The sequence below is a fragment of the Candidatus Saccharimonadales bacterium genome, assembly GCA_036388415.1.
Taxonomy (GTDB): domain Bacteria; phylum Patescibacteriota; class Saccharimonadia; order Saccharimonadales; family UBA4665; genus UBA4665.
The window spans coordinates 931,935-958,320 of sequence record DASVRW010000002.1; the positions used below are offsets into that span (position 1 = coordinate 931,935).

29 protein-coding genes and 3 tRNA genes are annotated in these 26,386 nt (G+C 47.8%); 14 read left to right on the top strand and 18 right to left on the bottom strand.

Annotation, left to right across the window (positions count from 1 at the left end):
* Positions 1–59: 59 nt before the first annotated feature.
* Positions 60–1,523 (bottom strand): fused MFS/spermidine synthase, encoded by a 1,464-nt coding sequence (locus VF575_04930; GenBank protein ID HEX8182915.1) that lies wholly within the window; start codon positions 1,521–1,523, stop codon positions 60–62.
* Between the two features lie 47 nt (positions 1,524–1,570).
* A tRNA-Ser gene (locus VF575_04935) sits at positions 1,571–1,660 on the bottom strand.
* Between the two features lie 140 nt (positions 1,661–1,800).
* Between VF575_04935 and VF575_04940 the strand changes: the two genes are divergently transcribed.
* From VF575_04940 to VF575_04960, 5 genes are all read left to right on the top strand, one after another.
* Positions 1,801–2,727, top strand: coding sequence for a hypothetical protein (locus VF575_04940; GenBank protein HEX8182916.1), 927 nt, complete (start codon positions 1,801–1,803; stop codon positions 2,725–2,727).
* 8 nt (positions 2,728–2,735) lie between these two features.
* Positions 2,736–3,404 carry a hypothetical protein gene (locus VF575_04945; GenBank protein HEX8182917.1) on the top strand — a complete coding sequence of 223 codons (669 nt, stop codon included), beginning with the start codon at positions 2,736–2,738 and terminating at the stop codon, positions 3,402–3,404.
* A 67-nt stretch (positions 3,405–3,471) separates the two neighbouring features.
* On the top strand, positions 3,472–5,934 hold the full coding sequence (locus VF575_04950) for an SGNH/GDSL hydrolase family protein (protein HEX8182918.1): 2,463 nt from the start codon (positions 3,472–3,474) through the stop codon (positions 5,932–5,934).
* Positions 5,935–6,014: 80 nt separating this feature from the next.
* Positions 6,015–6,149 carry a hypothetical protein gene (locus VF575_04955; GenBank protein ID HEX8182919.1) on the top strand — a complete coding sequence of 45 codons (135 nt, stop codon included), beginning with the start codon at positions 6,015–6,017 and terminating at the stop codon, positions 6,147–6,149.
* A 188-nt stretch (positions 6,150–6,337) separates the two neighbouring features.
* Positions 6,338–6,466, top strand: coding sequence for a hypothetical protein (locus VF575_04960; protein ID HEX8182920.1), 129 nt, complete (start codon positions 6,338–6,340; stop codon positions 6,464–6,466).
* 91 nt (positions 6,467–6,557) lie between these two features.
* Here the strand turns inward: VF575_04960 and VF575_04965 are convergent, their stop codons facing one another.
* Entirely contained in the window at positions 6,558–6,950 is a 393-nt protein-coding gene (locus VF575_04965) for a hypothetical protein (protein ID HEX8182921.1), read from the bottom strand.
* 91 nt (positions 6,951–7,041) lie between these two features.
* Positions 7,042–7,788: an SGNH/GDSL hydrolase family protein gene (locus VF575_04970; protein HEX8182922.1), complete on the bottom strand. Its 747-nt coding sequence runs from the start codon at positions 7,786–7,788 to the stop codon at positions 7,042–7,044.
* A gap of 70 nt (positions 7,789–7,858) precedes the next feature.
* Here VF575_04970 and VF575_04975 point away from each other — a divergent pair, with 70 nt between their 5' ends.
* Positions 7,859–8,749 carry a diacylglycerol kinase family protein gene (locus tag VF575_04975; protein ID HEX8182923.1) on the top strand — a complete coding sequence of 297 codons (891 nt, stop codon included), beginning with the start codon at positions 7,859–7,861 and terminating at the stop codon, positions 8,747–8,749.
* Positions 8,750–8,930: 181 nt separating this feature from the next.
* Here VF575_04975 and VF575_04980 read toward each other — a convergent pair whose 3' ends face one another.
* The 4 genes from VF575_04980 to VF575_04995 form a co-directional block, all read right to left on the bottom strand.
* Entirely contained in the window at positions 8,931–9,548 is a 618-nt protein-coding gene (locus tag VF575_04980) for a DUF1775 domain-containing protein (protein ID HEX8182924.1), read from the bottom strand.
* Between the two features lie 50 nt (positions 9,549–9,598).
* Positions 9,599–10,129 (bottom strand): hypothetical protein, encoded by a 531-nt coding sequence (locus VF575_04985; GenBank protein ID HEX8182925.1) that lies wholly within the window; start codon positions 10,127–10,129, stop codon positions 9,599–9,601.
* A 26-nt stretch (positions 10,130–10,155) separates the two neighbouring features.
* Positions 10,156–10,908, bottom strand: coding sequence for a ferric reductase-like transmembrane domain-containing protein (locus VF575_04990; protein ID HEX8182926.1), 753 nt, complete (start codon positions 10,906–10,908; stop codon positions 10,156–10,158).
* Positions 10,909–11,061: 153 nt separating this feature from the next.
* The gene (locus VF575_04995; protein HEX8182927.1) at positions 11,062–11,823 is read right to left on the bottom strand and encodes a PRC and DUF2382 domain-containing protein; all 762 of its coding nucleotides are present in this window, start codon (positions 11,821–11,823) and stop codon (positions 11,062–11,064) included.
* Positions 11,824–12,074: 251 nt separating this feature from the next.
* Here VF575_04995 and VF575_05000 point away from each other — a divergent pair, with 251 nt between their 5' ends.
* Entirely contained in the window at positions 12,075–13,547 is a 1,473-nt protein-coding gene (locus VF575_05000) for an ATP-binding protein (protein ID HEX8182928.1), read from the top strand.
* Positions 13,548–13,833: 286 nt separating this feature from the next.
* On the opposite strand, the gene VF575_05005 is transcribed toward VF575_05000, so the two are convergent.
* The 4 genes from VF575_05005 to VF575_05020 form a co-directional block, all read right to left on the bottom strand.
* On the bottom strand, positions 13,834–14,262 hold the full coding sequence (locus VF575_05005) for a PAS domain-containing protein (protein HEX8182929.1): 429 nt from the start codon (positions 14,260–14,262) through the stop codon (positions 13,834–13,836).
* 64 nt (positions 14,263–14,326) lie between these two features.
* Positions 14,327–14,911 (bottom strand): hypothetical protein, encoded by a 585-nt coding sequence (locus VF575_05010; protein ID HEX8182930.1) that lies wholly within the window; start codon positions 14,909–14,911, stop codon positions 14,327–14,329.
* Positions 14,912–14,925: 14 nt separating this feature from the next.
* Positions 14,926–15,288, bottom strand: coding sequence for a hypothetical protein (locus VF575_05015; GenBank protein HEX8182931.1), 363 nt, complete (start codon positions 15,286–15,288; stop codon positions 14,926–14,928).
* A 171-nt stretch (positions 15,289–15,459) separates the two neighbouring features.
* The gene (locus VF575_05020; GenBank protein HEX8182932.1) at positions 15,460–15,606 is read right to left on the bottom strand and encodes a hypothetical protein; all 147 of its coding nucleotides are present in this window, start codon (positions 15,604–15,606) and stop codon (positions 15,460–15,462) included.
* Between the two features lie 132 nt (positions 15,607–15,738).
* On the opposite strand from VF575_05020, the gene VF575_05025 reads away from it, so the two are divergent.
* Together VF575_05025 and VF575_05030 are read left to right on the top strand one after the other, a co-directional pair.
* Positions 15,739–17,133, top strand: coding sequence for a hypothetical protein (locus tag VF575_05025; GenBank protein ID HEX8182933.1), 1,395 nt, complete (start codon positions 15,739–15,741; stop codon positions 17,131–17,133).
* A 101-nt stretch (positions 17,134–17,234) separates the two neighbouring features.
* A complete protein-coding gene (locus VF575_05030; protein HEX8182934.1) occupies positions 17,235–17,666 on the top strand; it encodes a hypothetical protein in 432 nt (143 codons plus the stop codon).
* Positions 17,667–17,749: 83 nt separating this feature from the next.
* On the opposite strand, the gene VF575_05035 is transcribed toward VF575_05030, so the two are convergent.
* Both VF575_05035 and VF575_05040 read right to left on the bottom strand, forming a co-directional pair.
* Positions 17,750–17,917: a hypothetical protein gene (locus tag VF575_05035; GenBank protein HEX8182935.1), complete on the bottom strand. Its 168-nt coding sequence runs from the start codon at positions 17,915–17,917 to the stop codon at positions 17,750–17,752.
* A gap of 280 nt (positions 17,918–18,197) precedes the next feature.
* On the bottom strand, positions 18,198–18,716 hold the full coding sequence (locus tag VF575_05040; GenBank protein HEX8182936.1) for an NUDIX domain-containing protein: 519 nt from the start codon (positions 18,714–18,716) through the stop codon (positions 18,198–18,200).
* 135 nt (positions 18,717–18,851) lie between these two features.
* Here VF575_05040 and VF575_05045 point away from each other — a divergent pair, with 135 nt between their 5' ends.
* Positions 18,852–19,754 (top strand): hypothetical protein, encoded by a 903-nt coding sequence (locus tag VF575_05045; protein HEX8182937.1) that lies wholly within the window; start codon positions 18,852–18,854, stop codon positions 19,752–19,754.
* Positions 19,755–19,810: 56 nt separating this feature from the next.
* On the opposite strand, the gene VF575_05050 is transcribed toward VF575_05045, so the two are convergent.
* The 3 genes from VF575_05050 to VF575_05060 all read right to left on the bottom strand — a co-directional run bounded on the left by VF575_05050 (position 19,811) and on the right by VF575_05060 (position 21,404).
* Positions 19,811–20,113: a hypothetical protein gene (locus tag VF575_05050; protein ID HEX8182938.1), complete on the bottom strand. Its 303-nt coding sequence runs from the start codon at positions 20,111–20,113 to the stop codon at positions 19,811–19,813.
* A 628-nt stretch (positions 20,114–20,741) separates the two neighbouring features.
* A complete protein-coding gene (locus VF575_05055) occupies positions 20,742–21,269 on the bottom strand; it encodes a hypothetical protein (GenBank protein HEX8182939.1) in 528 nt (175 codons plus the stop codon).
* Between the two features lie 58 nt (positions 21,270–21,327).
* Positions 21,328–21,404, bottom strand: a tRNA-Arg gene (locus VF575_05060).
* A gap of 233 nt (positions 21,405–21,637) precedes the next feature.
* Here VF575_05060 and VF575_05065 point away from each other — a divergent pair.
* The 4 genes from VF575_05065 (at position 21,638) to VF575_05080 (ending at position 23,490) form a co-directional block, all read left to right on the top strand.
* A tRNA-Ser gene (locus tag VF575_05065) sits at positions 21,638–21,728 on the top strand.
* 242 nt (positions 21,729–21,970) lie between these two features.
* Positions 21,971–22,366: an HIT domain-containing protein gene (locus tag VF575_05070; GenBank protein ID HEX8182940.1), complete on the top strand. Its 396-nt coding sequence runs from the start codon at positions 21,971–21,973 to the stop codon at positions 22,364–22,366.
* Positions 22,367–22,392: 26 nt separating this feature from the next.
* On the top strand, positions 22,393–22,572 hold the full coding sequence (locus VF575_05075; GenBank protein HEX8182941.1) for a hypothetical protein: 180 nt from the start codon (positions 22,393–22,395) through the stop codon (positions 22,570–22,572).
* Between the two features lie 57 nt (positions 22,573–22,629).
* Positions 22,630–23,490 (top strand): HAD-IA family hydrolase, encoded by an 861-nt coding sequence (locus tag VF575_05080; GenBank protein ID HEX8182942.1) that lies wholly within the window; start codon positions 22,630–22,632, stop codon positions 23,488–23,490.
* A gap of 19 nt (positions 23,491–23,509) precedes the next feature.
* Here VF575_05080 and VF575_05085 read toward each other — a convergent pair whose 3' ends face one another.
* Positions 23,510–26,092, bottom strand: a complete 2,583-nt coding sequence (locus tag VF575_05085) for a valine--tRNA ligase (protein HEX8182943.1) — start codon at positions 26,090–26,092, stop codon at positions 23,510–23,512.
* Between the last annotated feature and the right edge of the window lie 294 nt (positions 26,093–26,386).

Consider the following 26,386-nt stretch of genomic DNA (forward strand, 5'->3'; position numbering starts at 1 on the left):
AATTGACTAGCTTATTGTACATGAATTTCTACAAGTTTCCACTACCTGAGCGCTCTCTGTTAGTAAGTTAGCTGCTCAATTGGCGCAAAATTGTCTGTCAGCAGCTGCCCGGTCTGCTGAAATGGCACTTTCGAAACTGCTGTATCTGGCGTAATCTTGGCAAAAGTTTTGTCACTGTTGGTAGCGTAAAGTATGAAGTTTTGGCGACCGTCACTAAGTCGGGCGGCCGGATCCGCCAAATAGAGTGCGACATTATCAAAAGTTTGTTCGTACGTCGTTTGTACGGCACGCAGGTACGGATCGTTATTGTTTAGATAATTTCCAATGAGATTAACGACGATGACGCCGTCGCTACTAAGGTTTTGCTTCAGTCTCTCGGTCGCTTCCAGAGTAGTCAGCTGAAATGGCGGGCTGAGCGACGAAAAAGCATCCATGTATATCAAATCGTATGTGCCGGTGTTTTTGTTGATGAATGTCCGGCCGTCTTGGTGATGAATGGTCAGGCGTGGATTGTCCTTGAACTCAAAGTGCTTACGAGCCAGCTCATCGAGTTTCGGATCGATCTCTACGACATCGACTGCGGTAGTGGGAAATGAGTCTACCAGTGCCGAAGGAAAAGTGTAGGTCCCGCCACCGACGACCAAGACTTTGCCCGGTTTGCCGTAGCGCTCGGCGGCTTCATAAAAATGCTGGACGTATGACAACACTAACTCCTTAGAGCCGTTAGTCGGAACGGCAGATTGAATGCCGCCTCGGTCGGTCGTCAGGATGTTAACGGGAACAGCATTATACAATGTGCCGAATACCTGGTAGCGGGTGTATGAGCTGTCCACATCTGCCAGGAGGTTCGAAGGATTGCTCGTATTTATTATGCCTATGCCACCCAGTAGCAGTATGCCGACAACAAACAGGCGTATGCCCTTCCAGGCGTGACGATCAATTATAAATGACGTCAGGAGCAACAGTCCTGCAACTCCAATAACGATTTGACGCGAGCCAAATAGGCCGAGTAGGAAGTATCCACAGGAAAATGTCCCAATAATACTTCCTAACGCACCCGCCGCTTCGAGACGGCCGATTGAGCGGCCAGTTTGTTCTAGGGATTTAACCTGAATTTTTGCGAGATGTGGTGACACCATGCCGATCAGAAAGCTGGGGACACCGAAAAGCAGCAAGGCCGCAATTACCGCGCTAAGGCGCAGGTCAAGATTGAAACTGGCGATAGCATTGAGGAGTGGTTCCTGGGTAAAGCTAATCAGCAGTACGGTCAAGGCGGCCGCAAAAAGTATGCTGCCAACAAGGGTGTTGTCGGGGCGCTTGTCGGCGAGTAGCCCGCCTGCCCAATATCCTAAAGCCAGTAGTCCGAGGATAACACCAATTATTGCCGTCCAGACATATAACGATGTTCCGAAAGTAGGCGCGATCAGACGTGCACCGACAATTTCCAGTACCATGACCGATGCACCGGTCAGGAACGCTACGAATTCGTACTTGTATGACCGTAAAAAGTTGAGAGTATTCATTTAATATAAGTATAGTGCCTGGCAGTCAATCAGGAAACAGCACTATCTGGCGGAAGGGGTGGGATTCGAACCCACGGTACCGTTGCCGGCACGACGGTTTTCAAGACCGCTTCCATCGACCACTCGGACACCCTTCCTTGGCGTCAATCGTAGACCAAGATAGACTTGTTATACGATGGTCATTAACAGGGGTTGATTATAGCAGACAACCGTTGCAAGCGCTACTGCTCGCCCGCAGGTTTTGTATCAGGCAGCAAAATCGAGTACAATATCGCTTATGGATGGTCAAAATCAAACTTCTGAGGACACTGCCAATTCTGACCCTCATGGCTCGGTGGTCATCTCTCCGACAGTTCCGCAAAATCCGGCTCCGGCCATAGTATCACCGACGCTTCCAAGCCCGCTGGCACCGCAGCAAACGATCCAGCTTACCGCTGCGCCATCTGCAGCACCAGCACCTGCTACAAATGCCCCTGCACCGGTCGCACAGCCCGCAGTCGAGCCTTACCGCGCTGTAGAACCGCCAAAGCCGACAGCTGCTCCAAACCCCGTTTCAGTACCGAGCTCATCGCAAGCTGAAAACTCAAGTGTACCGCTAGCAGCCGGCGCGGCATTTCAAGCACAGCCCCAGAGCACGAGCCCAGTGAATGCACCGGCCTTTCCTCAATCCCAAGAGTCAAATCCGTATGCTATCCCACTAGATGAGGCATATGTACCAGATGGCGGCACGCAGAACGCACCAGACGGATCGCAGGCGATATCCTGGACGGCAGCCGAGTTTGCCCACCACCCAAAACAGATGTACTGGTACGTTGTGCTGGCTACCATCGCAGCTTTTGCCGCGATTTTGACGTATGTAATCAGTGATATCGTAACTTCCATCGTTGTCGTGGTTTGCGCCGGTCTATTCGGCTATATGGCGTCCCGCCAGCCGCGCGATCTCAACTTCGCGCTCGACTCTACCGGTATATTGGTGGGAACTAAACACTATCCTTACGCCGAATTCAGTACCTTTTCGATATTTGAGGATGGTGACCATTGCAGTATCGATTTCGCTCCGCTCAAGCGCTTTGCGCCAGTATTAACAATTTCCTATGTTCGCGAACAAGAAGATGAGATTATGTATGTTCTCAATCAGCACCTGCCCTTCTCGAACCATAAGCGTACGATGATTGATACGCTGATGCACCGCATAGGATTTTAACTTGAGCTATGGCAAAAATTTCTCCCGTATCTTCGCGGTCCCAGCCGCTGCATAAATCAAACAGTATTTCGTTGAAACGCTTGGTCATCGTTGTCTTTGTCATTTTGGTCACACTTGCCGGTTTGGCGGCAGGCTGGCAGGCGCATCGTGAGAAAGCCGTTGCCGCCGACAAAGCCCGCTTTGCTCAGGCCGAACAAGACATCAGCCGTATCTCTCAAAATATCATCACGACTCTCGGCGAACCGCTTCGGGTTGATAACAGCAAATTTTGCTCAAAACCACGTATGAAATATGAAACAGGACCACTGAGTTGTAATGTAAGTCAAACAATATTTTATCCTGCTAATAATCCTCAGGATGCTAATACTATTATGAGTAATTCAAGCGTACTGCTTGATTCAAAGTGGACACGAGTACAAAGCTCTATTGGAGGAGAAAGAAAGCAGTTTTCAACTTCAGACACTGTGTCTAACCCCATGCTAAATTATCAAAAAATTATTCAAAAATACTACAACGAAAATGTTAATATTGCGTGTGATATTGTATATGGATTTTATATGGCATCTCTACCACCAGATCCTGCTTTCGCAGTAAAATCTAATAGCGATTATTCAGTCGTACTTAATTTGAGCTGTAACGATAAAGCTGAGGCCGAATACTATCCTTTAGATTCATAAACGCACATGCTTGCGTCCCATGGTGATCCGTATTATATTGCGGATAATTTATTAATTGGAGAGTAATATGTTTCGGCGGATCGTTTTGCCAAGTTTTGCCTGTGCTGTATTACTGTTCGTTGGGACTAGCTTAGTCCAAGGCCTTGGCGGTGATACTAGTCCTTGGATAAGTACCGCTAATCCGACTCTTCAAAAGACGTTGGATTTACCGTCAAACATACTGCCATCTGCCAGTAATCTCGACTGTACTCCCATAACAACCAAGCGTCATGGCTCAAACACCCCTGTAAATGATTGCGCGGTTACTGTACCGATGGGGCAAGTCGGCCCGGCAGGCGTTATGTTCAGCGGTACGAATGAAGTTGTCCCAATTGTACCGGCGTGGCCTCATTATGGTCTCGATCCTATTCCAAACCAAAGCATGCTTATGACCTATTCCAGCGCACCCGTCGTCGGTACGTACTTATTTTTTTACAAGAGCATACTCGATAAAATTGCTTTGTCACCCGAAAATATTAATGGAAATGTGCAGTTTACCATCAAAGATCCACCTGATTTTGCATTAAGAGATGCCAATAATAAACTGCTGATTGTAAACACATATTCCATGGCATTTTCAGCAAATGGTAGTTGGATGGTAGTGGATCTACCGTGGCAAGGCTTTGTACGGATTAATCTTGCAACCTTTGAAATGCAACCTTTCGCTCCGTCGATGCAACAAGGTTCAGATTATTCCAGCCGGAGAGCCCAGCTTTCAATATCTAACGATGGGCGTCAAGTTGTCGTACTGCCAAATGACCATAATCGCTTTAAAGTCTATGATCTGTCAAACTGCAGCGGCACTAGCCTGCCAGTTAGTCCCGAAAGTGACCGATGTTTGTCGCGTGATTATTACAATTATGTCAGCGGTCAGATACCAAATTTCAGGGGAATATACCGGCCCCGCTTTATCAATAATACGCAGCTGTCGTTTTCGGCCATATACAATTTTAACGGCGGTACCTTTAACGCCGCTTCGTATGTATTAACGGCGCCGGGTCAGGATGCAGTCGGCATAGACTATCTTGGCATGGGCGACTCATATGCTTCTGGTGAGGGCGCCTTTGCCTACACTGCAGATACCGACACGGCGAATAATACTTGTCATTTGTCCGGCAAATCATATCCGTTCGTATTAAGCTCGCAGTTACACAACAGCGGTCATACTGTAGCCTGTTCGGGAGCAGTAACCAATGACGTTATCGACAAATTATTAAATTATAACGGTCAAGTTCAAGACGGAATCGAAAAAAATAAGAGAGCTGAATCGTTCATATTATCGACTCTTGCAAACTACACCCCAGGCTTCCTAGCGCAATCCGAGTTCATTGATACTTACAAACCACAGGCTGTCACCCTGTCTATCGGTGGCAATGATTTTGGCTTTTCAGACATTGTAGAGAGCTGTGTTTCGCCCATTAGCGACAATCAGAGTTGTTATCCGACATACGAGGACCGTGTCGAGCTTGCTCGCCGCGTCAACGGTATTTTTGACAAGCTTGTACATACGTACAAAACTGTCGCTAAGCCGGGTAAGCGAGTCTACGTTGTCGGTTATCCTCAAATCGCTGCGCCAGGCGGAAACTGCGCGCTCAATGTTCATCTGGATGCCCGTGAAGTCCAGCTGGCAGCAGATATTATTGATTATTTAAATGGGGTGATTCAGCAGGCTGCCGGTAATGCTGGCGTACGTTATGTTGATGTCAGTCGGGCTTTTGAGGGACATCGGATGTGCGAAGCAAAATCATTCGAGGTAGCCGTCAATGGCTTCACGATGGGCACGGACGCCGGTGTCCGCGGCGTAAAATTTATTGGCAATGAAAGCTATCATCCGAATGCGCTTGGTCACGACTTGCTGGCCAAAACTATTCGTCTGCAAACAGATAACCTCAGGCAAGCCATGCCGGCTGCAGATCCGGCGCTTCGTCCTCCGGCAGCGCCTCCACCTATCGGTGGCACTGCCGCACCGGTAACAAACCGTCTGCTGAATATTGTTCTGGCCGATCCCACTTTGTCACTGGATGTGCTTATGCGCGGTCAGTATATAAATGTTGCCGTCGACAGCCAAAAAATTATTCTTAAATCGTTAACCCAGTATCGGCTTGTACTTCGTTCCAATCCGGTAGAGTTAGGCACAGCCATAACTAATTCCCAGGGTGTTCTACAATCGACCGTGCGCATACCAGCAGGAATTCCTCCGGGCTTTCATACACTGCACGCGTATGGCCCGAATATGCTGGGCCAGCCAGTTGATATCGTGAAAACGGTCTATGTTGCCGCCAGCCCCGATGACTATAATGGCGATGGTGTATTAAATACCGTTGATCCATGTGCCTTCTTGCCTTCGTCCGGAGTGGACGTAGATGGTGACGGTATTGACGATGCCTGCGACGGATTTGTCGCCGAAGCTCCGGTACGTGGTCCATGGAAGATTTCCAGCTCAGCAAGCCTGACTGACAATTCAATTACAATTACGCGTTCTGGGCCATAAATTCGCGTCACCTGTTAAATATCTCATAACATGCTCATGCTATTCCCTATATGCTGTGGGTATACATAAGGAGTTATACAATGCATTCTACAAGCACACATAGTACTATCGAACGAGTCTCACGCCGCGGCCACCGCGACGCGCAGGCAGCTCGCTTGCTGTCGTCGGCAGCGCCTTGCCTGCATACTGCAGTACCATTCGACACAATCCGCTAAGTACTCGATTGTTGTTCTATCCCTTAAAAACATGTCATATATGACATGTTTTTAATATAGTACCAATAAAAGTTAGCTAGTATATGCGAATGTGACGAGCAACACATATCATAAGTAGAATAATTCACATACACCGCTAAGCTTATGCTTCAGAATAGTAATTAGTAAACGATAAAGGGAGGCATGAGATGTCACGAGGATTCTACGACAACAACAAAGATATTGATTCAGACGCTGAGACAGCACGCCGCAGATCCTTTATTGAACGCATGGAGCGTAAGCTTGAAATGAAAGAGTCAATCTTCGACGGTCGCTAATCATTGTTGCTTTGCCTTGACACTACAAACGTCACAATAAAATAGCTCCCTAGTACGGGAGCTATTTTATTGTGAAATGAATTGCACCTGCCTAGGCTTCGCGGCGCGTCAGCGTAAACAGTTTGGCAATGCCGTAGGCAACCAAAGCATAAATAACCATGGCGAGCAGCGTGTAGGTCTCGAAGCGGGATACGCCAGCTGCCGGATCATAACCGAATACTCCAAAGAATGGAGATACGAGCGGCTTGGTAATGCTGTAAATGAAGCTGACAAAGCCACTTGCAGCATTGGCACCAAGCAGTGCGAGCAAGAAGCGCAAGGCTAATAGAGCCAAAATAACGCCGGCAATGTACCATACGACACGCGAAGCGACATTTTTCTTGTAGTCGTTTGATGCAACCGGGTTTTCGACACGGCGGGTTTGTTGGACGGTGTTGCCGTCCTGAGTTGTGGTTTCTTGTATTTCTCGTTCGGCTAATGCCATATATGATCTCCTTGTTAGTACACTCTTATATTATTCAATAATTTAACCACTCGCAGTTAAAATTACCACATTAAATACCCCCGCACGTATGTCAATTCTTTGCCATAACCTCATCCAGTGAATCGTTGAGCACCGGAATCCACACCTGGTAGCCAGCGGTATTCGGATGAAACTTATCAGCTGCAAAAAGTTTGTGATTGTTCGCAAATATCGGACCGGTTTTGGCGGCCAATGGTGCCAAAACAACACGCCCGGCTGGTATTGTTTTTGCCAGTGCTTGATTGATGTCGTTTGTTCGCAATTTAGCGGCATAACGGAGCGGCTGTGGCAACCTCGGGACTGATCCCATCTGCGGTGCGCCGGTAACGACGATACGTACTGCTGGATTACTCGATTGCAATGCTGCCACCGTATCCTGAATGTTGGCAACAACCTTATTGACGGGCGTCAAATGGGTGACGTCATTGGCGGCTATGTCCAGTAGTACGACGTCAGGCCGCAGCTTGAGCGCTTCAGGAAGTTGAGAACGAAGGACATCGGCCGAGCGCGCGCCAGAAATAGCAAAGTTATGCAGTGTTACTTGACGATTTGACGCCAGATGCCGTGCCGTGCCACGGGCAATTGCCTTATCATAATCACCGCCCTGCCCGACTGCCGTACTATCACCGAGCACGACATATGTCAGTGCCGGACCATTGCCATACGTTTCGGGGCCGCGCGGTATGTTTGGTACCGGTACGGGCGTGCCGTTGTACTTGATCAGCAAAAATTGAACGATAGCGAGTAGCACTAATGCGGTAATAAAGATGGCTAGTGATACAAGAAGTCTATGTTTCATATCTGTAGCTTAGCAGACAGATCTCGCTAGTTCCACAGACAATTACAGCGCGTCACGGTATACTAATGCTATGCCGAGTTTTTCCTATATCGCAATCATATTTAATCCCAACAGCACTGGTAATGCCAAGAAGCAGGCCAAGCAGCTGCACGCTGTCCTGCAAAAGAAATTACCTGGCGTGACGACGAAACTGATGCCAACGCAGCACGGCGGGCATGCTATCGAACTTGCCTATGAAATTGCAAAAACTCACAAAAGCCCGCTTATCATATCTGCCAGCGGTGACGGTGGCTACAATGAGGTTGTGAACGGCGCTATGCGAGCCGTAGAGGAAGGTTCAGACCCGATTTGCGCTGTGCTGCCGTCCGGCAACGCCAATGATCATGCTCGTACCATGCAGGACAAACCGCTCGCCGAACGGATTATTGCAGATGCAGTGACCCGCCTGGAACTCTTAGAAGTTACCATGACCGATGATAGTAATAAAACGACATCGCGTTACGCTCACTCGTATGTGGGCCTTGGGTTAACCCCGACAATAGCTGTCGAGCTCAACAAGCACACCCTCAATTCTTTCCGCGAGACATGGATTGTACTCCGAACATTCTGGCGCTTGCGCCCAGTAGTGCTCCGTACGGCCGGGCATACTAGCAAAGTGGACAGCTTGATCTGTAGCGTCATACCCGAAATGGCGAAAGTGCTAACACTGTCTGACAAGGCGCATCCGGACGATGGTATGTTTGAAATCACAACCTTGCCACATAATAAGAAGTTTATGCTCGTGTTCCGCCTGCTCAAAGGCATCTTCTCTCATATGGGCGGCACCAGCCGGGTGCATGATTATAGCTGCACCGTTCTGGAAGCGACGCCGATCCAGTTGGACGGCGAGGTTATGGATCTGGCAGCCAATACTGAACTTACAATTTCAATCCGGCCAGCTGCGATCCGGACAATTGTATAAGTTGAATATTTTACGGCTGAATTCCTGCAGAATCGCTAGTATAGCTAGCATGATAGATCAAAACGGTAAATTCGTATTCAAATTCCTGCTCTGGCCGAGCATTATTATCAGCATCGTGTTGACAGTGTTGCTCAACCTCATTTTTTGATAGAGACATAAGCAAACGTGATCGAGCAATTGTCTAGGCGGTTGGCGGTGTGTTGCCAGCTCTGCGACGAGTCAGGGCAAAAACACTGGCAATCAATGCCACGAGACTGATGCCGAGCGGTAACAAATCGGTTTTTTCTTCGTGTACGCTAGCAGTTTGTGCGCTGGTCGTCTTTGACGCGGTAAGGTCGTTGACAATATTTGTTGTGGAGTACGGGCCGGTTGTCTCGCCTTCAGTCTCTGTATTGGTTGGTTTTTGATCCCAAGCTACTGTCGTGCCGTCGGCATAGGTTTGGTAAGCTTTCCAGACGAGGTTGGTGCGCTGCGCTGGAGCCTGCGTTCGGAATGTAAAATCATCGCGCTGACCGGCTGGAATTTCACCGCCGCTCCAGGTAATGGCGTCTTCGGTCGTTGTAATAGTCCAGCCCGGATGAACTGTCGGCTGCACTTCTTTAATGCCGTCAGGAATACTCAGCTTTAATTCGGTGACGGCCACATCTTTTTCGTTTGGTACGCTCATCGAAAACGTCGTGCGTGCACCAACGACGGCTTCATTTGGGGTCACGACGATATGCGCAAAGACTGCGGACGGCAGCGTCAGCGCTACCAGCAAGCCGGCTGTAGCAGTTGATAGAAAAATCCGGAATTTCATGTATGTAGCCTCGTACTTATAGTTATGCCTTTAAGTGTAACACTATAGCGCTAGGTACGTTTGCCGTAACGTCCGCCGCGCTTAATCAACTCATTGGCGACAATTCCAAGCAGCAATAACGCCGTGAGACTGAGCATGATAACCTGCCAACCGCTCCCGAGATCAGATGATGATTCGTCGCTTGCTGATGGGCTGACGACGCGCAGCTGGTATGCTAGCTTAAACCGTTCGCCCGCATACCCTGCAGCAAAGCCTTGTACGTCTACCTCATAGACACCTGCGGCTGGAAAATTTATACCCGCATAACCTTTGATTGCGGATTTGTCAGTACTGTAGAGCGGACTGGTAATTGGGCGGTTTATTCCGTCTTGCGCAGTCACTACACAGTCGCAGCGGCGAAGGTCAAAGCGACCGTTTTGACTCGTAAAGTTAAAGTTGAGGAATGTTTCGCGCTCGGCATACGGATTGTCGTCTGGCGGTATATGCAGCACAGCCGAGACGCCTTTATCCTGTTGCAGTTCGTGTGCGCTGACAGGCGTTGCACCCACGAGGACGCTAACAAATATATAAAATGCTAACATAAATAGTTTTTTGCCGTACCGCTGCATTATTTTCTTTGCTCCAAATGACCTTTGTGTTCCTGAATAACCGCGTTGTACCCCAAATGTTGAGTTAGCCCGTAATTTAGCACCGCAAGCAACAAGACAGTACCATAGCAAAGTCCGATAATCCGCCAGACACTTTGCGACGGATCACGGAGTAGGAAATATACATTGCAGCCAATCCAAAGCGCCGATATCAGTGCCAATACCGCCAAGACTACAACGCTCGTAGCGTGCGCACCAATCATAAAGGCGTGCATCAGCACCGCCAAAGCACTAACATACACCAGCCGATGCAACCGGAACCACCAAACACCCAAGGCTCGCATGACGGCATTCATAGATGTTGCGGCTAGTATCATTAATATAATTAAACCTACCAGGCCGAGTAGTAGCGATTGTTGATAAACTTTCGGCAGCTCTAATGGGTTGCTGCCCGGAAACTGTCCGACGTACGCGATAACAGCGTGCAACAGCGCAAACCAAGCAGCGCCAATGCCGATCATTCGCCGGCCCTCGCGGATCTGTTGTTTGCCCGGTATATTAATGATAATTTTTGTGACGGGACCTATCAGTAAAGTAACTGCCAACAGCGCAACGCTGATCCAGCCGTAGACTTCCTGCAACCGCACTGCAGCCAGACGTTGATCGTCGAATACGGTGGTTGCCCACCACCAGACTTCGAGCGTAATCAGTCCAATTCCAAGCGCCAAATATAGCCGAACGCCCGAAAGCCAATATTGCAACGTCTGTTTCATACCCTTAATCCTAGCAGATTTTTATGCTCGGACCGCTACCGTTATCATGGGTAGAACTCGCATTAACTGTAACACGATCTAATTGTCTCGTACCGTTCTGTTAAAAGAGCCGGTTGCAACCGGCTCTTTTAATGTTTATTCTATGTTTTCAGACTAGCGGGCTTTCCCATCCTCGTCACCAGCCAGCTCGATACGCTCCTTGCGGATATCTTCGCTAACGGTTTCTTCGTCGGTAATGACTTCTTTGTCCAAACGAACTCGCTCCACGGGTACCGTTTCTTTATTAATAACGGGTCGTTCGGCGTGCAGTGTGACTTCGTGCTCCTCTTCTGATAAATCTGGTCCGTTTGTCGCTTGACCACGGTTTTCGTCTGTAATCGGTTCGCGCTCTAGGCGTACTTCTTCGCGCTGTACCGGCACGGTTTGCTGAACATTTTCGGTAACAATATACTTACGTAGTCGGACTCGTCCGGTTTCTTCCTGTTCGGTTCCCACCTGCAGGCGCTCTTCGGAACGCGTCATGGCGTCGTCTGTTGTCGGTCCGCTCGTATCGTGACCGACTGTGCCGGCAGCGTCCTCTTCAGTTGCGTCTTCGTCATCATCGTCATCGCCAACTTGCCCTTGGCGGTAGTGCCGGAATAAGAGTGCTTGTTCTGATGGTGTTAATTCCTGGTCAGCCTCGACTCCCGGCGCAGACTTTATAGTATCGGCAGTGGTATGAAACAGCACGCTGCCATCGCCTGCTTCCGCGAGCGCTAGAGGCACGAAATGAGTTTTGGTACCAAACAGACCAGATTTGACTGTTGCCCACTTTGGTTCATCGGTGTCGCCGTCTAAATACAACTGATCAATTGTTCCGACTTTATTACCATTCTCATCAATCGCATCCTGCCCAATTATTTGTTTGTAATCCATATGCACCCTCCTCTTAGCGTTAGTCAATAAGTATCATAAAAAATTTATTGGACATCGACTGTTAAATATACTGCATAGGGAAAAAGTGGTACGGGGATATAGTCACATATTTTAAAAATTCTGTCCCGAAGCTACCCCAAGTCAGTTACTCCAAAAACTTCTCTACGTTTTTACAAAATTAACGGAGGTATCATGATAGTTTAGGGCTTGTGCTTTGGTTTTAACACCAATTAGCCGATAATAGTTTTAAGATGCGCGATTCACAAAATCAGTTTTCTCTGTTTGCGGAAGATGTTCCCGAACAAAGTTTGATTGAGTACAAAACGTCAAAAAACGGAAATTTGCCCAAAGATATCTGGGAGTCAATAACCGCTTTCACAAACGCCGACGGCGGGAAAATAATATTTGGAATTACTCCGGACCAAAAACATGTCGGGCTGTCGGTCGGCGACATAGATCTGATCCAAAGAAACATCCAGAGTGATACCCTGAATTCTTATAGCTTTAGGATTCACACTGAGATATCGGTCGTCGGAGACACTGTAACTGTGTATGTTCCCCCGGCTCCCGCACCGGTCAGGCCCGTGTATCATCTGAAGCAAGGCCCCGTCGAAGGGGCCAGGGTCAGGGTCGGCTCGTCAAACGAAAAACTGGATGATGAATGGATTCGTAGATTTGCCGTTGCCGCCAAGGGTGGGGCTGAACTACTCTGGATTGATGCTTCAGCCGAAATCGTATTGGACAAAGCCGCCATTACGCAGTACATCGAAAAGCTCAACAAAACCCGAGGCGGCGTCTATACCAAATACACGTATGACGAATTGCTCCCCAAACTCAATATTGTCAATGACAAAAATCAAATTTCACTCTTTGGTATGCTGTCTTTTTCAAACGATGCTTCCCTGCAGGATTTAGTAAGTCCGACCATGACCGTGTCGATAACGCAGTACACCGGCACTGCCAAAGTAACAACTGACGGGACGACCGCCTATAGAGATAAGAGAGAGTTCTTCGGTCCCGTCAACAGACAGTTCGATGCCGCCCTGGCGTACATACTGGACAAAGTCCCGATACAAGGCGTCATCGACAAAAAGTCCGGCCTGCGAACAGACGATTATTTAGTACCGGCGCTTGCCATACGGGAAGCTTTGGCCAACACATTGGCTCATAGAGATTACAGTGTCCATTCCTCCAAAATCCAGATAGATTTATACGCGGACCGAATTGAATTCATCAATCCTGGCAAAAGCCTCATTCCTATCAACGAACTTGAGCGTACGTCTTCCGCCACCAGAAATCCATTGCTCATGAATTTCATGCGTGAAATGGGTTACACCGAGCATCTTGCGCGCGGCATCAGAACAATCAAATACGAACTAAGGAAAGCTGGGCTGAAGGAGCCTAGTTTCCAAAACACCAGCACGTCTTTCGTGGCGACCATACATAGCACTGCGTTCATAACCGCAGAGGACAAAGCCTGGCTCGAAAAATTCAAAGGCCTACGCCTAAACGAGCGGCAGATGGCGTGCCTGATCGTGCTGAAGACGTCTATGGACGGCATAAATAACAGCGAATATAGAGAATTAAACGGTCTGAACCAAATGGGTGACGATAAGAAAACCAACAAAGAACTCCGCAGAATGGTCGACAAAGGCGTGTTGGTAAAACACGGCGACTACATAAACACCAGGTACTATTTGGCAGACGCTTACATAACTGAGTAGTCGACAATCCCCCTTAATCCCCCACCTAGCGTAATCGGCCACCCCTGTTAATATAACGGATAATCCCCCTTAATCCCCCTATTATTGCCTCTCATACTTTTTATGCTACGTGTACAGAAAAAATAATGTTGGCGTGCCGCCTACAGTAATCCTGCTGCCATTTATGATGGCGACACTGGCTTCGAGTATGTCTCCCCTGTTTACTGGAGTGTCGATATGTACGCCAATATCAAGTCTGTACTGACCCGCCACTAGCCTCCGGGCCCTTATCGCTTAAGGAACGTTTTTACTTAGCTTGTAGCGTCTGAAGCTTGTTCTCTAATTCTTCAACAGTTTGTTCAAGTTCCTTGTACTTTGTCATGTCCCGTGAGGTGATAAGTATCCACTGTACGTCGCCGTAATCGTTGATAAGTGGAGCTAAGGACACTTCCCAGTACTTCATTGTTCCCTTGAATGTTGGACAGTAACCTTCGAATTTAGCCAATTTGCCAGCACTGGCCTGGAGTAGCGCAGTAGCAGCTTTATGTTCCAGGCCCTCGCGCCAGAATGACAACCAGTCTTTGCCCAGTACATCCCTTTCGTCGTCGATTTCCATTATTTTCAAACCGTTCGGATTGAACGACATCAAAATCCCGTCTGGACTGATCACTTTGACACAATCTTCTGACGAGTCGTAGAAGCAACTAATTATTTTATCTGTCGGTAATTTCGGCATGTCATATAAGTATAGACTATTTGTCAGCCCGGTATCAGGTTTGTAGAAAAGATTTTGTCGCAGTCTAGTCGAAGCGAAGGTCTTTAAGTTTTGCACTAAGGTCGTTGTCTGTCAGTGAATAATGACGCGCATATAGTTGATCGGTGGGTACTGTGGTATGTGACGCCCAGCTAAGTCCAAGTTCGCTAGCTGCTTTCTGTAGTGACGGTATGCTTGCACCTTCTATTTCGACATAGGTTGGAAGTTCTGGCCAGCGTTCCAGCTCGACGAGTGTTCCGTCTTCCAGTTGCCAGGTTTCGCGCCAGTTTTCCTGGTAATTAGTTGGAGTTAATCCAAAAGCTTGAAGTATGTTCGCAGCATTATCAAAATTATCAACAACAACCTGTACTTCTCGTTGAGATGAAATATCGCCGTCGACCGCGCTGTACTTAGCGCTCATAGTAACTACATCGCCTTCGTCTCGAACGCGTCCGTACGTGCATGTCATAGCTGCATTCATTTCATGTCCAAAAACGATCCGACGCATGAGTCGGTCAGGCGTCTTAAGGACAGAGCCAACATTTTGTAGTCGTGTGCGAGTTAAATCTAAATTAACATCAAAAAACTTAACTTCAATTTCGACAGGAGCTTCGTATTTTTCAATAGCCATAGGTATATTCTATATTATATTGCTTTATGTTGTTTCTGCAAGCGTCGATAGTCCCATTCGCGATACGCAGCTACTTTCTTTCCTGTACCTTGGGGACTCAAGAATCTCTCAATTGGTTCGGCAGTATCCATTTTTTGAATGCATGGACTTACGTAATACGTATTCTCGACATCTTTGTAAAGGCGAAGTCCGTAGTAGCCTTCATGACATTCACCGGCTTTGTCGATCGGACAGTTGTCGCAGACGTCCGATAACCGTGATAATCGAGTTTGTTTGAAGGTGACTTTTCGGCCGCCAGGCAGTTCGTAATCATAATTATCAATAGAGCATCCGGCAACAACATTTCTGGCAGATGGGTGGGCACCAATCTCTTTCATAAACTTATAGATTGCAGCTAATGATAGTGTGCGGCTGCTTGTGTCGGCTTGAAATCGTACTTTTGAAGATACTGGCGTGCCTTCGTTATGACAAAAGTTGCAGGTCATACCGCACAGATCGAGTACTTTAACACGTATCGTGTCGTCAATAGTTATTTCAGGTCGCAGCGCTTACTCGGCAGCAATGAGATCCTGATATGGTTCAAATGCACCACTTTTTGACAGTGCGTTAATTTGAGCAGTAGTTTCTGCCACGATATGCCTCCATTTTTCGATGAATTTATTGTCAACGGGGAATAATTTATTCCTGGTGGTCATCAAATTTATAATCAAAAATGATAATTAAAGGTAACTGTACTTTATTTTTGATAAAATGCAAGCAATAGTTCATATTAAGTTCGAATAGTGTAGAAATTGTGGCATGAAGCTTATGATATAATTTCAAAAGAAATGAACCGTGCTTCAAGAGTAAAGAATGTGTCACAAAAGTACTGGTTGCCGTTAGCAATTGTAATGTTACTAAGCGTATGTGGACTCGCAGTGCTCCGTGGCTCGTCAGCCGCTACGCCGTTTATCAGTAGCGAAGCAGAAAACGGTTCGCTGGCAGACGGAGCGATTGTCAATGCCGATACCGGCGCTTCAATGGCCAAAGCAGTCAAATTTAATCGTCCCGCTGGACCGCCTTCGACAACGACCCGCGGTTCATTTGTCGAGCGGCCATGCACACGCACATATACCTTGTCAGGCATGCAAGTCGGTACTACCGGCGACGCAGTTGCTAACGGCAATAGAATGCGAGCGGTGCTCGCGGCAGCGGTATCAGGTGATTGTATCACTGTCGCTGCCGGCCATTACCGGCTGTCCGGAAATATAGAATTTACTGTCCCAAACGTAACTCTGAAGGGTCTTGGCGCCAACCGCGAAGCAGTGTGGTTCGAGCATACTACCGAAAGCCGCGCCCTGTTCATGATTAAGGCTGGCGGCATTCATCTGTACAACTTTACCCATAGAGTTTTCGGTACGGCGCGTAGCAGTCTTGGCCAGTCCGGCGAGGGAAATATTTGGGCCCAAGGCGGCCACAGCGGTCTCCGTATGCAGGACGTCCTGGCCTGGGGTTCCAGAGATGCGGCTATCTTTATGTACGGTGTGCACAATTTTGAATTCAACCGGGTAGAAAGCCGTGACAGTATGTCCGATGCGTACCACATAACGCATGGTTCGAGCGGCGGCAAATGGTTTGACTGTGTGTCCCGTAACTCCGGTGACGATGGTATCGGCATCGTCGGATATGACTCCGGTACCGCGCTCGTGCCGCACCACATGACCGTCGTTCGCCACCACGTAGCCGGACAAACCTGGGGCCGTGGCATCGGCATCGTCCACAGCAATACACTCGATTTTTATGGGCCGACGCTAATCGAGCAAAGTGCCGGAGCAGCCGTCATCATCGCCCGCGAGCCTTACTACGGCACACAGTCAGTGTATGATGTCCGTTTTTACGGCGAATTACGCCTCCGCAAATCAAACACCCGCCAGGAAGTTGACCACGGCGCCATACATATAAACAATCCTGACACACTCGGCTCAATTGAGCGTGTCCTCTTTGAAGGCCCCGTCATAGCGGTTGACACCGGCGTCCTGCGTACGACCATGCCTTCGGCGCAATTCTGGGCCCACGGTTCTGGCAAGATCCAGGCCGAAATACGTAATATGCAGTTTTATGGCAGAGGTCCGACGACCCGGCTCATAAAAGATGTATCATCTACCTCCAGTGTAAACGCGGTCGGCTGGTCCAATACCACTCCCTATCTTGCCGCTGAACCACCCTACCCGCTTTCTAATTGAAACCTTTCGAGTATTAGCATGTAGCGTTTTCATATTGTGTGACGAACCGGCTACTGCACAATATAGTTGCAAAATATTGATAAGTATTCTAATGTCAAAGAATGCGCGAATTATTCCCCGGCCCTAGACCGTACATGCCAACACATACACCTCGCTTGGTAGAGCGGCCAGCCCACCCCGAACTGCTAAGTGCTATCATGGAAAATGCCTCAGATTATTACGGAGCTGAATGCACTGCAGTTGATCCTCGCATTTTGACTTTTCCAGATGAAATAGGCTCGCTTGACGCGCCCGCACCAACAGCTTTAGCCATTGGTGATATTATGTCCGGTATTCTGTCATCTTTAAAGGAGCGTAAAGTCGAAGTATTCCAGCATCGTATTGGCGGTAGTTCCGATGAAAGCACAACTCCAACCATTGCATTAGTGGGTTTCGGTGCTTCATTCGAGCATGTAACAGCAGTTTCTGACGAACTGCGCGTACATGTCAACAGTGCCCTGCAAGCACTCGGTTCTTCCGTCCGCTTGCCGTAGTAGAGACATGATTGCTATGCTGATTCCGAGTACTTGCAAACCAGCGTAAAGATTATAAAACTTTATCTTACCTGCATATGTCGCTACGGTTTCATATAGGGGTCTAGAATTTTCTGTTCATGCCCGGTAAGATTGGCGACATTAAGCGGTCGTTCTCGCAGATCTTCTTGCACTGCGCTTGCATATGCTTCTTGGGGCTGCCATTCCGCTTCTACGACATTCCGTTGTGGGCAAGCAGCTGCTCTTGCCATTTGCGTTAGGCCGATTATACCAACTGCCGTAGCTAGCCTTAATTTCTTTACTGGGCTGCCTTTCTCTGCATCTTCCCTGTATCCTGCAGCAGTATAAGCTTTTCTGGGACAAAATACGTCGCATTGGTTAGCATTCGTCATAAGCATGTCTCCTTGGTTCAATCGTATAATATACTACTTTTTCCAATAAAGTTTAGTTAATTTTCCAATTAAAGATTTTAGGAAAGTCCCATTCTTTCAAGCTTAATGACGTATTCTGATACTTTATATTATCGTCAGATTAGAGCGAACCCAGGTGCTCCTGTAGCGCAACAACACTTTCCCGCAAGCTTGCCTTGGCGGGATGACCGCCATCGATACGAGCTATCAATTCAGCAGGCGTTAGCCATTCAGCACTAGTAAAATCATCTTTATTGAACTCAGGAGTTGCATTGCTGTGGACGAGGAAGATACTACGAAAATATCTGACGTTATCTGATTTCATCTTAGCCACAAGCTCTAACTGCCCGGCATGTATGTCAAGGTTTATTTCTTCTTTTGTCTCACGGATTATCGTGTCTATATATGTGTCTCCCGCTTCGACATGGCCGGCAGCGCTGTAATCATAGCCGTTCGGAGCAATAGTTTTCGCCGCTGTCCGAACTGGTATCCAGATTTTACCCTCGTCATTTACTATAAATAACTCAGAAGCTCGGATATATCCAAGACTCTCTGCGAGGAGCTGACTGTAATCTTTACGATTGATCGTTCCGATTACACTGTCATTCTCATCTACTAAATCAAGTATTTCATTATCCATCTGAATAGCATACCAAATAAAAAAGACTCCTCAACGAGAAATCTTTAAGTATTAGCAACATGGTGTAGCAACGTTACAAAGATTAGAATCAGTTTGACGAACATAAAATGCGAACCAATGCTGTAAGATGTCAATATGAGACCTGAAGTAACATACATTAAACAATCTATAACTCATTCAGCCGGTCATGTGTATGAGCATATTATTGCTGATAGCATAAATAATGCATATATGGCAAAAGGCTACTTGCCGCTTTTAAATTTTGAACTGAATGCGAATACCCTTGACGGAATCATCGTAATATCGGTAGAGGCTGATACCGAAGCTATGCTTACTGATGTTGAGGCGATATTGAATAATGAAGTTATCACCGCAAAAGCTATTGATAACGCCGTAATGCAAATCAGCAGCGAGTATAAACGACTTGCTCGATATGATGCAGATCAGTTATATCATGAGATTAATGACCTGCATGCGGCTACATGGGCGACCCGGCAGGAATTTTCACGGACTACCCCTGTCGATGATGTGGCGCGTCAGTTGAACTCGGCATCAATAAAGTTTGGCCGTTTGGCGCCACGCAGTTTCACGGAGTTCTCGCTGACATATAGTATCGAGAATTGTCCATTTGAACTAAAGCCACTGGCAGTGTATGCCTTACAAGGTCTGGCACTTTCGCATATAAATTTCATGAACAATTGCTTTAATTGTAGTTACGATGCAGGGGATGAATGGGCAGAACACCAAGAATTGGTAGGATATTCTCACAGGTTACGAATCCTTACGTCTAAAGCACCAGGGATTGATGACTTACGTAATATTGAGAGAGATCACAGAAATACCCTGTTTGCCGAAAATTTCCCAGTTAAGTTAAGGAGATATCTCTTAAAACATGCAACGGATTCTATTCCGTATTTCAACACTAAAAACATGTACGCTTATTCTTATCAGGTAGTAGGACATAGTGGCTGGAAAGAAATTATCTCGGACACAAATATCAACAAGGTGCTAAAAAAACTCAAAGTTGAAGTGAGGTGACGCTATTTTAAAGGTTAAAACTGTGCTCCAAGTTTCGAACTATTCAAGTATCAGTACTACAGTGTTGTAGGATCTTTAAATCTGTATCTCGTCAGTCCATCGTCGTCAAATGGCTCGGCTTCACCGTTTGAAACGAGTTTTAACCACAAACCATGAGCCTCTTCAGAGGTGTCGCCGCTTGGATCGGAATGTAACTCGTGTCCAAAATGAGCCATAGACAGATTGTTCATAATTCTTGCTCTTTGAACTCCAAGTCCTTGCCTGCGTGAAGCTTCAGCGGTCTCGGTGTAAGCTACATACGGTTTGTTGAATACAGATGGGGTAGTAGGGTCACCGGTGGCAAAAGATATGTTGCCCATGCCCACAAATTTACCCACTATGTTGATGTCTATTAACATTAAATCTCGCGCTCCAACACCTTCCTCAGTTCTTATCGGGTGATCATAAATAATAGGGTAAGATATGGTGTTTTCGGTCAGGATCGGGTCAAGTATATTTCCATCAGACAGTAGTACATCGACTTGCTCGTCATCTTGAAAAAATCCTTCAATACGTCTACGACCACAGTCGGAACGGATGGAGTGTGTTTTGTTTCAGTAGCGGCTTTTACATCAATACCGCTTGGTAGCGAAACTTGCCAGGCGCCACCATCATCTTCAATTATAGCATCAGTAGCTAAGTTGTCTAGTGAGGCTGAAGTTTCCAGCCGACCCGTACGCAGCCATTCTGCCTGCTGCTGAAGTTCATTTATATATGGCGAGATTGGTTCGAATTTATTGGGTATAATTAGTGTATTTTTTACTCGGAGTATTGTTTTTACTAGATTTAAACATTACATCAAATTATTGTGCTTTTGTCAATATTGCTTATGTTTATTCTATCTTCAACCGCCTCTTCTTAGCGAACAGAAAAGCAGGCCGATGTACCCTGTTTAGTGTCTGGTATTTCAAGTTCCGACATGAGGTGTACCAATATTGAAGGTTAGAACTATTTATGCGTTAACGTGAAGTTTTTGAAAATATAATATGCAATGACGGCATTGACAGTAAATGGAGATATTAATGCCAAAACCACAGTTACCACTATGGAAGCGAAGCCAGGAAGAATATATCGCCGGCGGAAATAGCCAGTAACCTTATCTGACGAATCAATAATCCTTTTAGAATTAATTATCAAGGAAATGAAAGCGTATACGAATCCCGTTACGAAGGCTATCTGTAGTTTCCTGTCTAATCCACTTGCAGCCGCTGTAATCAATACGGGAATGCCGATAATTAAGAAAATTCCAACAACCAGAACCCACAAAGCCTTCTTCTCGCTGGCGCTATGTATCGAGTTCCTGTCTTTGACGAAAGCATACAAAAAATAAAAACTCAGGAACTCTAACGCAACAGGCGCAGCCAGCAAAACCTGATCGCTGTTAATGGCCTGGTTCAACGTTTCTTTTTCTACAAAAAGACTTGGAAGTAACGGTAAACTAAGCAAAAAAGCAAATAATGTATTTCTGTACTTCACTGCCTCCACTATACCAAAAAAGACTTCCCATATGAGAAGTCTTTAAACATAAGTACAATGGTGTACCCGACAGGATTCGAACCTACGACCTTCGGCTCCGCAAGCCGACGCTCTATCCAGCTGAGCTACGGGTACACGTATGTGTATTTGTTACGGCTATGTCCACATGTAGACTGTATAAACATCTGGATAGAGCGCTTCGCTATTTATTATAACGGCTTCGCCTGGGCCAGCTGAGCTACGGGTACATGTGGCTTATTTACAGCAACAGAGGTAATCCTATCATATTATGGCTTTGCTGGCTAGTCCGAAAAGGCCTGTCGTCACCTACCCTGTATCTGTTACAATATCGTGGTCGATAGAAGCAGGGAGAGGTCGCATAGTTGGTCTAGTGCGCTACACTCGAAATGTAGTATGGGGGCAACTCCATCGAGGGTTCGAATCCCTCCCTCTCCGCCATATTATATGAACCAGGCCATGGCCTGGTTCATATAATATAATTGGAAGGTGGATTACTGAACGGGTTCGGTCGTCAGTCATAGCCCCCAGCGCAGCGGGCGGCTGGATTGACGTGCGCTATCCCTCCCTCTCCGCCACAGTTAGATTTTATATATTGCAAGTGTAAGCATTTTGGTAAGGTAGTGACATGACAATAATTTACGCCTACGAAGCTTGTGCTCAGCACCGGAATGAGAAAATGTATGCAGCAAGATAGTATTTTTACCAAGATTATCAAAGGCGAACTTCCCTGTCATAAAGTATATGAAGACGCGCAGACTATCGCTTTTTTGCCGCTTCACCCAATCGCGCATGGCCATGTGCTGGTTGTGCCGAAGCTGCAAATCGATCAATTCTATGATTTACCGGCAGCTGAGTATCAGGCGCTGATGGCGACAGTACAAAAAGTTGCGCAGCATCTGCAGCAGACGCTAGGTACCAAGCGGGTCGGCCTCAAAATTGTAGGCCTTGATGTTCCGCATGCTCATATTCACGTTATCGCTTTCAATACTCTGGCAGAATATAATGAGCAGCCAGACGAAACGGCCGAACCTGACCACCTCGCCCTGGCTTCTCTCGCCAAAAGGCTTATGCTCTAGTATACTGAAGCTATTAAGAGGTTGATATGCCGAATTGGTTGATTGCATTAATGTTTGGACTGGGTGTTGCGGGTTGGACATATACCAAACTCGTCCATGCAAATGGCAATCCCACTCCTTCTCAGGACCTTGCTGGCGCGGCAATTGCGGGCACATTTGCCTTTATATTTCTCTTTACGCTTCTCAAATTCGTGTTTAATTTCTAAGTAGCCATTTCGTACTAGTATCTTTCCTTTTGTGGTTAAAACTGGTATGATACGGCTATGGATGAAAAGGGGCTGGGTCAAAGATTGCAGGAAGCGCGCCGCGCGGCTGGACTAACGCAGCAAACCCTTTGCCAGAAAGCCAATATTAGCTACTCGACACTCGCTAAGATTGAGCGCGGCGCCATCAAAGCTCCGTCAATCTTTACGATTCAAAATCTGGTGGGCGCCCTCGGCATCACGCTCGACGCGCTTATGGGAACGCCGGCTACTGCCAGCCCTGACAGCGCCGGCCCTGCCCTGTCGACGCGCTCAAAGAATGGTATCAAGTTTGTCTACTTCGACGTCAACGGTTGTCTTGTTCATTTCTTTCAACGGGCTTTCACGTGCCTGGCACGCGAAACGGGCATGTCGGCCGATACGATTGAGACCTACTTTTGGCGTTACAATGACGCAGTCTGCCGCGGCCAGATGTCGATTACCGACTTTAATGCCGAATTTGCCAGCTGCCTGCACGTCACGTCAATTGATTGGCAAGATTATTACTTGGGAGCCGTCGAGGCTGTTCCGGATATGCATAAGCTTGTCCGCTGGGCTGCCGAAAACTACCGTATCGGACTGCTGACGAACATCATGCCTGGATTCCTAGATACGTTACTGGCGCGCGAGCTGATACCGGGTATAGAATACGACGTTATCATCGACTCCTCGGTGGTGGGCGTCATTAAGCCTGAAGCAGCCATCTTCGAGCTGGCGCAGGCACGGGCAGCTGTCGAGCCAGGCGAAATACTCCTGATCGACGATGACCGCTCAAACATTATGATAGCCGATAAGCTGGGCTGGCATGTACTGTGGTGCGATGATTATCACCCCGAAGACACCGCCAGTCGCGCCCGTCAGGCGCTTGAGATGATCTCGTAGAGGGTCCGTACGACCGCTACTAGCTGGCAACGACGAATCGTTCACGTTCACGTTCGATGTTTTCAAGCAGCAGCTGAGCTTCTTCGAGCTGTGACCGTGTCTGCTCTACGATATGCTTCGGCGCGTCTTGGACGTATGATTTGTTATCGAGGCGGGATTGCAGACGCGCAATCACCTGTTCCTGTGACGCCTTTTTGGCATCCAGCTGTACTTGATAGGCCTGCGCCGTCGCCTGGTCTATGTCGAGCCAGCAGCGGTAGTGTGTACTGGTCAGGTAAACGCCCGTACCGGCTTTGACGTCCGTAACGCTTGCCAGCCGCGCCAGCCGCGCGATCAGAGCGGCATTCTCTGTCAGTACCGGCACATCTGTGTAATACAGCGTCGCGCCTTGTACGCCGAGGGCCTTGGTTATAAAGCGGCATTCGCCGACAATAGCCTGAATCTCATCAAAGGTAGCGGCTTCTTTATCATTATATTTCGCAGCGCTTGGCCAATCCTGCTTGGCGAGTACGCTGTCTCCCTCCCAGGCCAGTGTTTGCCAGATAGTTTCGGTGACAAATGGCGCGAACGGGTGCGTCAGTTTCAAGATACTTTCCAGACAATGTGCCAGTAACTCATGATTGGGCTCAGATTTACTGGCTTCAATATACCAATCTGCAAAGTCATCCCAGACAAAATGATATAGCGTGTCATAGGCTTCAGCGAAGCGGTACTGTTCCATGTGGCTAGCAATGCCGTCGGCGCATTGTTGTAATTTGCTCAACATCCAGTGATCGGCGGCAGTTTGCGGTTTGGCATGGTGCTTGTTCTGGTAGTCGTCGCCAATTTTGTCTTCAATGTAGCGCGCAATATTCCATAATTTGTTACAGAAGTTGCGTGCATCTGCCACCTTACGGGGGTCGTAGCCGCGGTTAACTGCCGGTGCCCGGCTGGCGATGATACCCATACGCAGCGCGTCTGAACCGAACTCTTCGATGACGGGAATCGGGTCAACCACGTTGCCAATTGATTTACTCATTTTGGCGCCGTCTTCGGCCATAACATAGCCGTGAATGTAGACCGCTTTGAACGGCACTTCGCCTGTGACGTACAGTCCGAGCATGACCATCCGGCTGACCCATGGGTATAATATTTCCCCGCCCGTTTCCATCAGGCCGAGTGGATAAAACTTTTTAAAATCGTCATCATTGTCGGTGCCGTAACCAAGTGTTGCGTATGGCCACGAACTGCTGCTGAACCAGGTGTCGAAAACGTCGGAATCGCGGCGGTAAGTGGCGCTGCCGACAGTAATCAATTCTTCGCCGACGCGCTCATCGTATATCCAGTCGCTTGGATCATCGATGTTCTGGAAGGCCGGGATCGGTATTCCCCAGGCGATCTGGCGTGATATATTCCAGTCGCGCAGCCCCCGCAGGTAGTTGCTGAGCTGAACCTTTTTTGCGTCTGGATAAAAGGTAATTTTATTGGCATCAAGTGCGGCAATAGCCTTGGTGGCCAGTGGCTGCATGTCTATAAACCACTGTTCTCGCAGCATTGGCTGGAGTACAGTACCACATTTGTAGCAGTGACCTACATTGTGCTTCAGTTCCTCGGTTTTGAGCAGCAATCCCTGCTCTTCCAGGTCGGCTACGATCTGTTTGCGGGCGTCAAGAACGGATAAGCCGTGGTAAGCACCTGCTGCCTCGTGGCTGATCTTGCCTTCATGGTCGATGACGGTGAGCTTGGGCAGGTCATGGCGCTCGGCCGCATCATAATCGTTCTGGTCATGCGCCGGGGTCAGCTTGACCGCACCGGTGCCAAATCCCTTGTCCACGAAGTCGTCCGCGATGACTGGTATTTCACGCTGTGTCAATGGTAGCTTGATGGTTTTGCCTATAAATATACGGTACCGTGGATCATCCGGATGGACCGCGACAGCAGTATCACCGAGCATGGTTTCCGGGCGGGTGGTCGCCACGACAAGTTCGCCAGTACCGTCAGTCAACGGATAGCGGATATACCACAATTTCCCTGTTTCTTCTTTGTGCACAACTTCGACGTCGGCGAAGGCAGTGCCATGGAATGTACAGAAGTTTACGAGCCGTTCACCCCTGTAAATTAAGCCTTCGTCCCACATTTTTTTGAAGGTAGCATAGGCTTGATTAACGATACGGTCATCGAGGGTGAATGTATATCGTGACCAATCACAACCGACGCCCATCCGGCGGAACTGTGTCTCAAAATTGCCTCTGTTTTGAGCTACGAAGTCCCATATCTGCTGGTACAGCTCTTCCCGGCTAAAATCGAAGCGGCTTTTCCCTTCTTTAGCGAGATGCTTTTCAAATACAGTTTGCGTTTCGAAGCCAGCGTGATCGGCGCCAGGCAACAAGAGGGTGTTATATCCTCTCGAACGGTGATATCGAGCCGCGATATCCTCGAGCATAAAGGTAAGCTCGGTACCGATATGGACATTGGCATTCGCATTGGGCGGTGGCATGACAATAGCATAGGGATCGCCCTTCCCGCCCCTGTCTGAGGCCGGTTTGAAGGCCTCTGTTTTTTCCCATAAAGCGTAAATATCCTGCTCGTACAAACCCGGTTCATAAATTTTCGATAACTTCATATATGTCTATCCGCAATCCGTTACGGCAAATGCTGCCCTGCTATTGTGCTGTAGTATGCCCTGTCTCACCTGAGCTGCTTCTAGCATACCATCTGCAGCGACAGATATCCACCTCTGTTATAACGAATATATTTTCATGTGAAAAAAGCAACTAAACATAAGGCTTTTCACGTGAAAGCCCTCTATCCAATTGCCTTTCTAATTTTCAATATCCACAGAACATTTTTGTTTTACCCCTATGATAGTGCTAATGATTGTCTTTGTCAAGTGCTGCTTTAAACGACACGCATGGAC

What these genes read in the sequence shown, in the direction of transcription:
- VF575_04930 (HEX8182915.1), bottom strand. Translation starts at nt 1,523, where the DNA reads ATGAATACTCTCAACTTTTTACGGTCATACAAGTACGAATTCGTAGCG.
- VF575_04940 (HEX8182916.1), top strand. Translation starts at nt 1,801, where the DNA reads ATGGATGGTCAAAATCAAACTTCTGAGGACACTGCCAATTCTGACCCT.
- VF575_04945 (HEX8182917.1), top strand. Translation starts at nt 2,736, where the DNA reads ATGGCAAAAATTTCTCCCGTATCTTCGCGGTCCCAGCCGCTGCATAAA.
- VF575_04950 (HEX8182918.1), top strand. Translation starts at nt 3,472, where the DNA reads ATGTTTCGGCGGATCGTTTTGCCAAGTTTTGCCTGTGCTGTATTACTG.
- VF575_04955 (HEX8182919.1), top strand. Translation starts at nt 6,015, where the DNA reads ATGCATTCTACAAGCACACATAGTACTATCGAACGAGTCTCACGCCGC.
- VF575_04960 (HEX8182920.1), top strand. Translation starts at nt 6,338, where the DNA reads ATGTCACGAGGATTCTACGACAACAACAAAGATATTGATTCAGACGCT.
- VF575_04965 (HEX8182921.1), bottom strand. Translation starts at nt 6,950, where the DNA reads ATGGCATTAGCCGAACGAGAAATACAAGAAACCACAACTCAGGACGGC.
- VF575_04970 (HEX8182922.1), bottom strand. Translation starts at nt 7,788, where the DNA reads ATGAAACATAGACTTCTTGTATCACTAGCCATCTTTATTACCGCATTA.
- VF575_04975 (HEX8182923.1), top strand. Translation starts at nt 7,859, where the DNA reads ATGCCGAGTTTTTCCTATATCGCAATCATATTTAATCCCAACAGCACT.
- VF575_04980 (HEX8182924.1), bottom strand. Translation starts at nt 9,548, where the DNA reads ATGAAATTCCGGATTTTTCTATCAACTGCTACAGCCGGCTTGCTGGTA.
- VF575_04985 (HEX8182925.1), bottom strand. Translation starts at nt 10,129, where the DNA reads ATGTTAGCATTTTATATATTTGTTAGCGTCCTCGTGGGTGCAACGCCT.
- VF575_04990 (HEX8182926.1), bottom strand. Translation starts at nt 10,908, where the DNA reads ATGAAACAGACGTTGCAATATTGGCTTTCGGGCGTTCGGCTATATTTG.
- VF575_04995 (HEX8182927.1), bottom strand. Translation starts at nt 11,823, where the DNA reads ATGGATTACAAACAAATAATTGGGCAGGATGCGATTGATGAGAATGGT.
- VF575_05000 (HEX8182928.1), top strand. Translation starts at nt 12,075, where the DNA reads ATGCGCGATTCACAAAATCAGTTTTCTCTGTTTGCGGAAGATGTTCCC.
- VF575_05005 (HEX8182929.1), bottom strand. Translation starts at nt 14,262, where the DNA reads ATGCCGAAATTACCGACAGATAAAATAATTAGTTGCTTCTACGACTCG.
- VF575_05010 (HEX8182930.1), bottom strand. Translation starts at nt 14,911, where the DNA reads ATGGCTATTGAAAAATACGAAGCTCCTGTCGAAATTGAAGTTAAGTTT.
- VF575_05015 (HEX8182931.1), bottom strand. Translation starts at nt 15,288, where the DNA reads ATGAAAGAGATTGGTGCCCACCCATCTGCCAGAAATGTTGTTGCCGGA.
- VF575_05020 (HEX8182932.1), bottom strand. Translation starts at nt 15,606, where the DNA reads ATGACCACCAGGAATAAATTATTCCCCGTTGACAATAAATTCATCGAA.
- VF575_05025 (HEX8182933.1), top strand. Translation starts at nt 15,739, where the DNA reads ATGAACCGTGCTTCAAGAGTAAAGAATGTGTCACAAAAGTACTGGTTG.
- VF575_05030 (HEX8182934.1), top strand. Translation starts at nt 17,235, where the DNA reads ATGCGCGAATTATTCCCCGGCCCTAGACCGTACATGCCAACACATACA.
- VF575_05035 (HEX8182935.1), bottom strand. Translation starts at nt 17,917, where the DNA reads ATGGCAAGAGCAGCTGCTTGCCCACAACGGAATGTCGTAGAAGCGGAA.
- VF575_05040 (HEX8182936.1), bottom strand. Translation starts at nt 18,716, where the DNA reads ATGGATAATGAAATACTTGATTTAGTAGATGAGAATGACAGTGTAATC.
- VF575_05045 (HEX8182937.1), top strand. Translation starts at nt 18,852, where the DNA reads ATGAGACCTGAAGTAACATACATTAAACAATCTATAACTCATTCAGCC.
- VF575_05050 (HEX8182938.1), bottom strand. Translation starts at nt 20,113, where the DNA reads ATGGGCAACATATCTTTTGCCACCGGTGACCCTACTACCCCATCTGTA.
- VF575_05070 (HEX8182940.1), top strand. Translation starts at nt 21,971, where the DNA reads ATGCAGCAAGATAGTATTTTTACCAAGATTATCAAAGGCGAACTTCCC.
- VF575_05075 (HEX8182941.1), top strand. Translation starts at nt 22,393, where the DNA reads ATGCCGAATTGGTTGATTGCATTAATGTTTGGACTGGGTGTTGCGGGT.
- VF575_05080 (HEX8182942.1), top strand. Translation starts at nt 22,630, where the DNA reads ATGGATGAAAAGGGGCTGGGTCAAAGATTGCAGGAAGCGCGCCGCGCG.
- VF575_05085 (HEX8182943.1), bottom strand. Translation starts at nt 26,092, where the DNA reads ATGAAGTTATCGAAAATTTATGAACCGGGTTTGTACGAGCAGGATATT.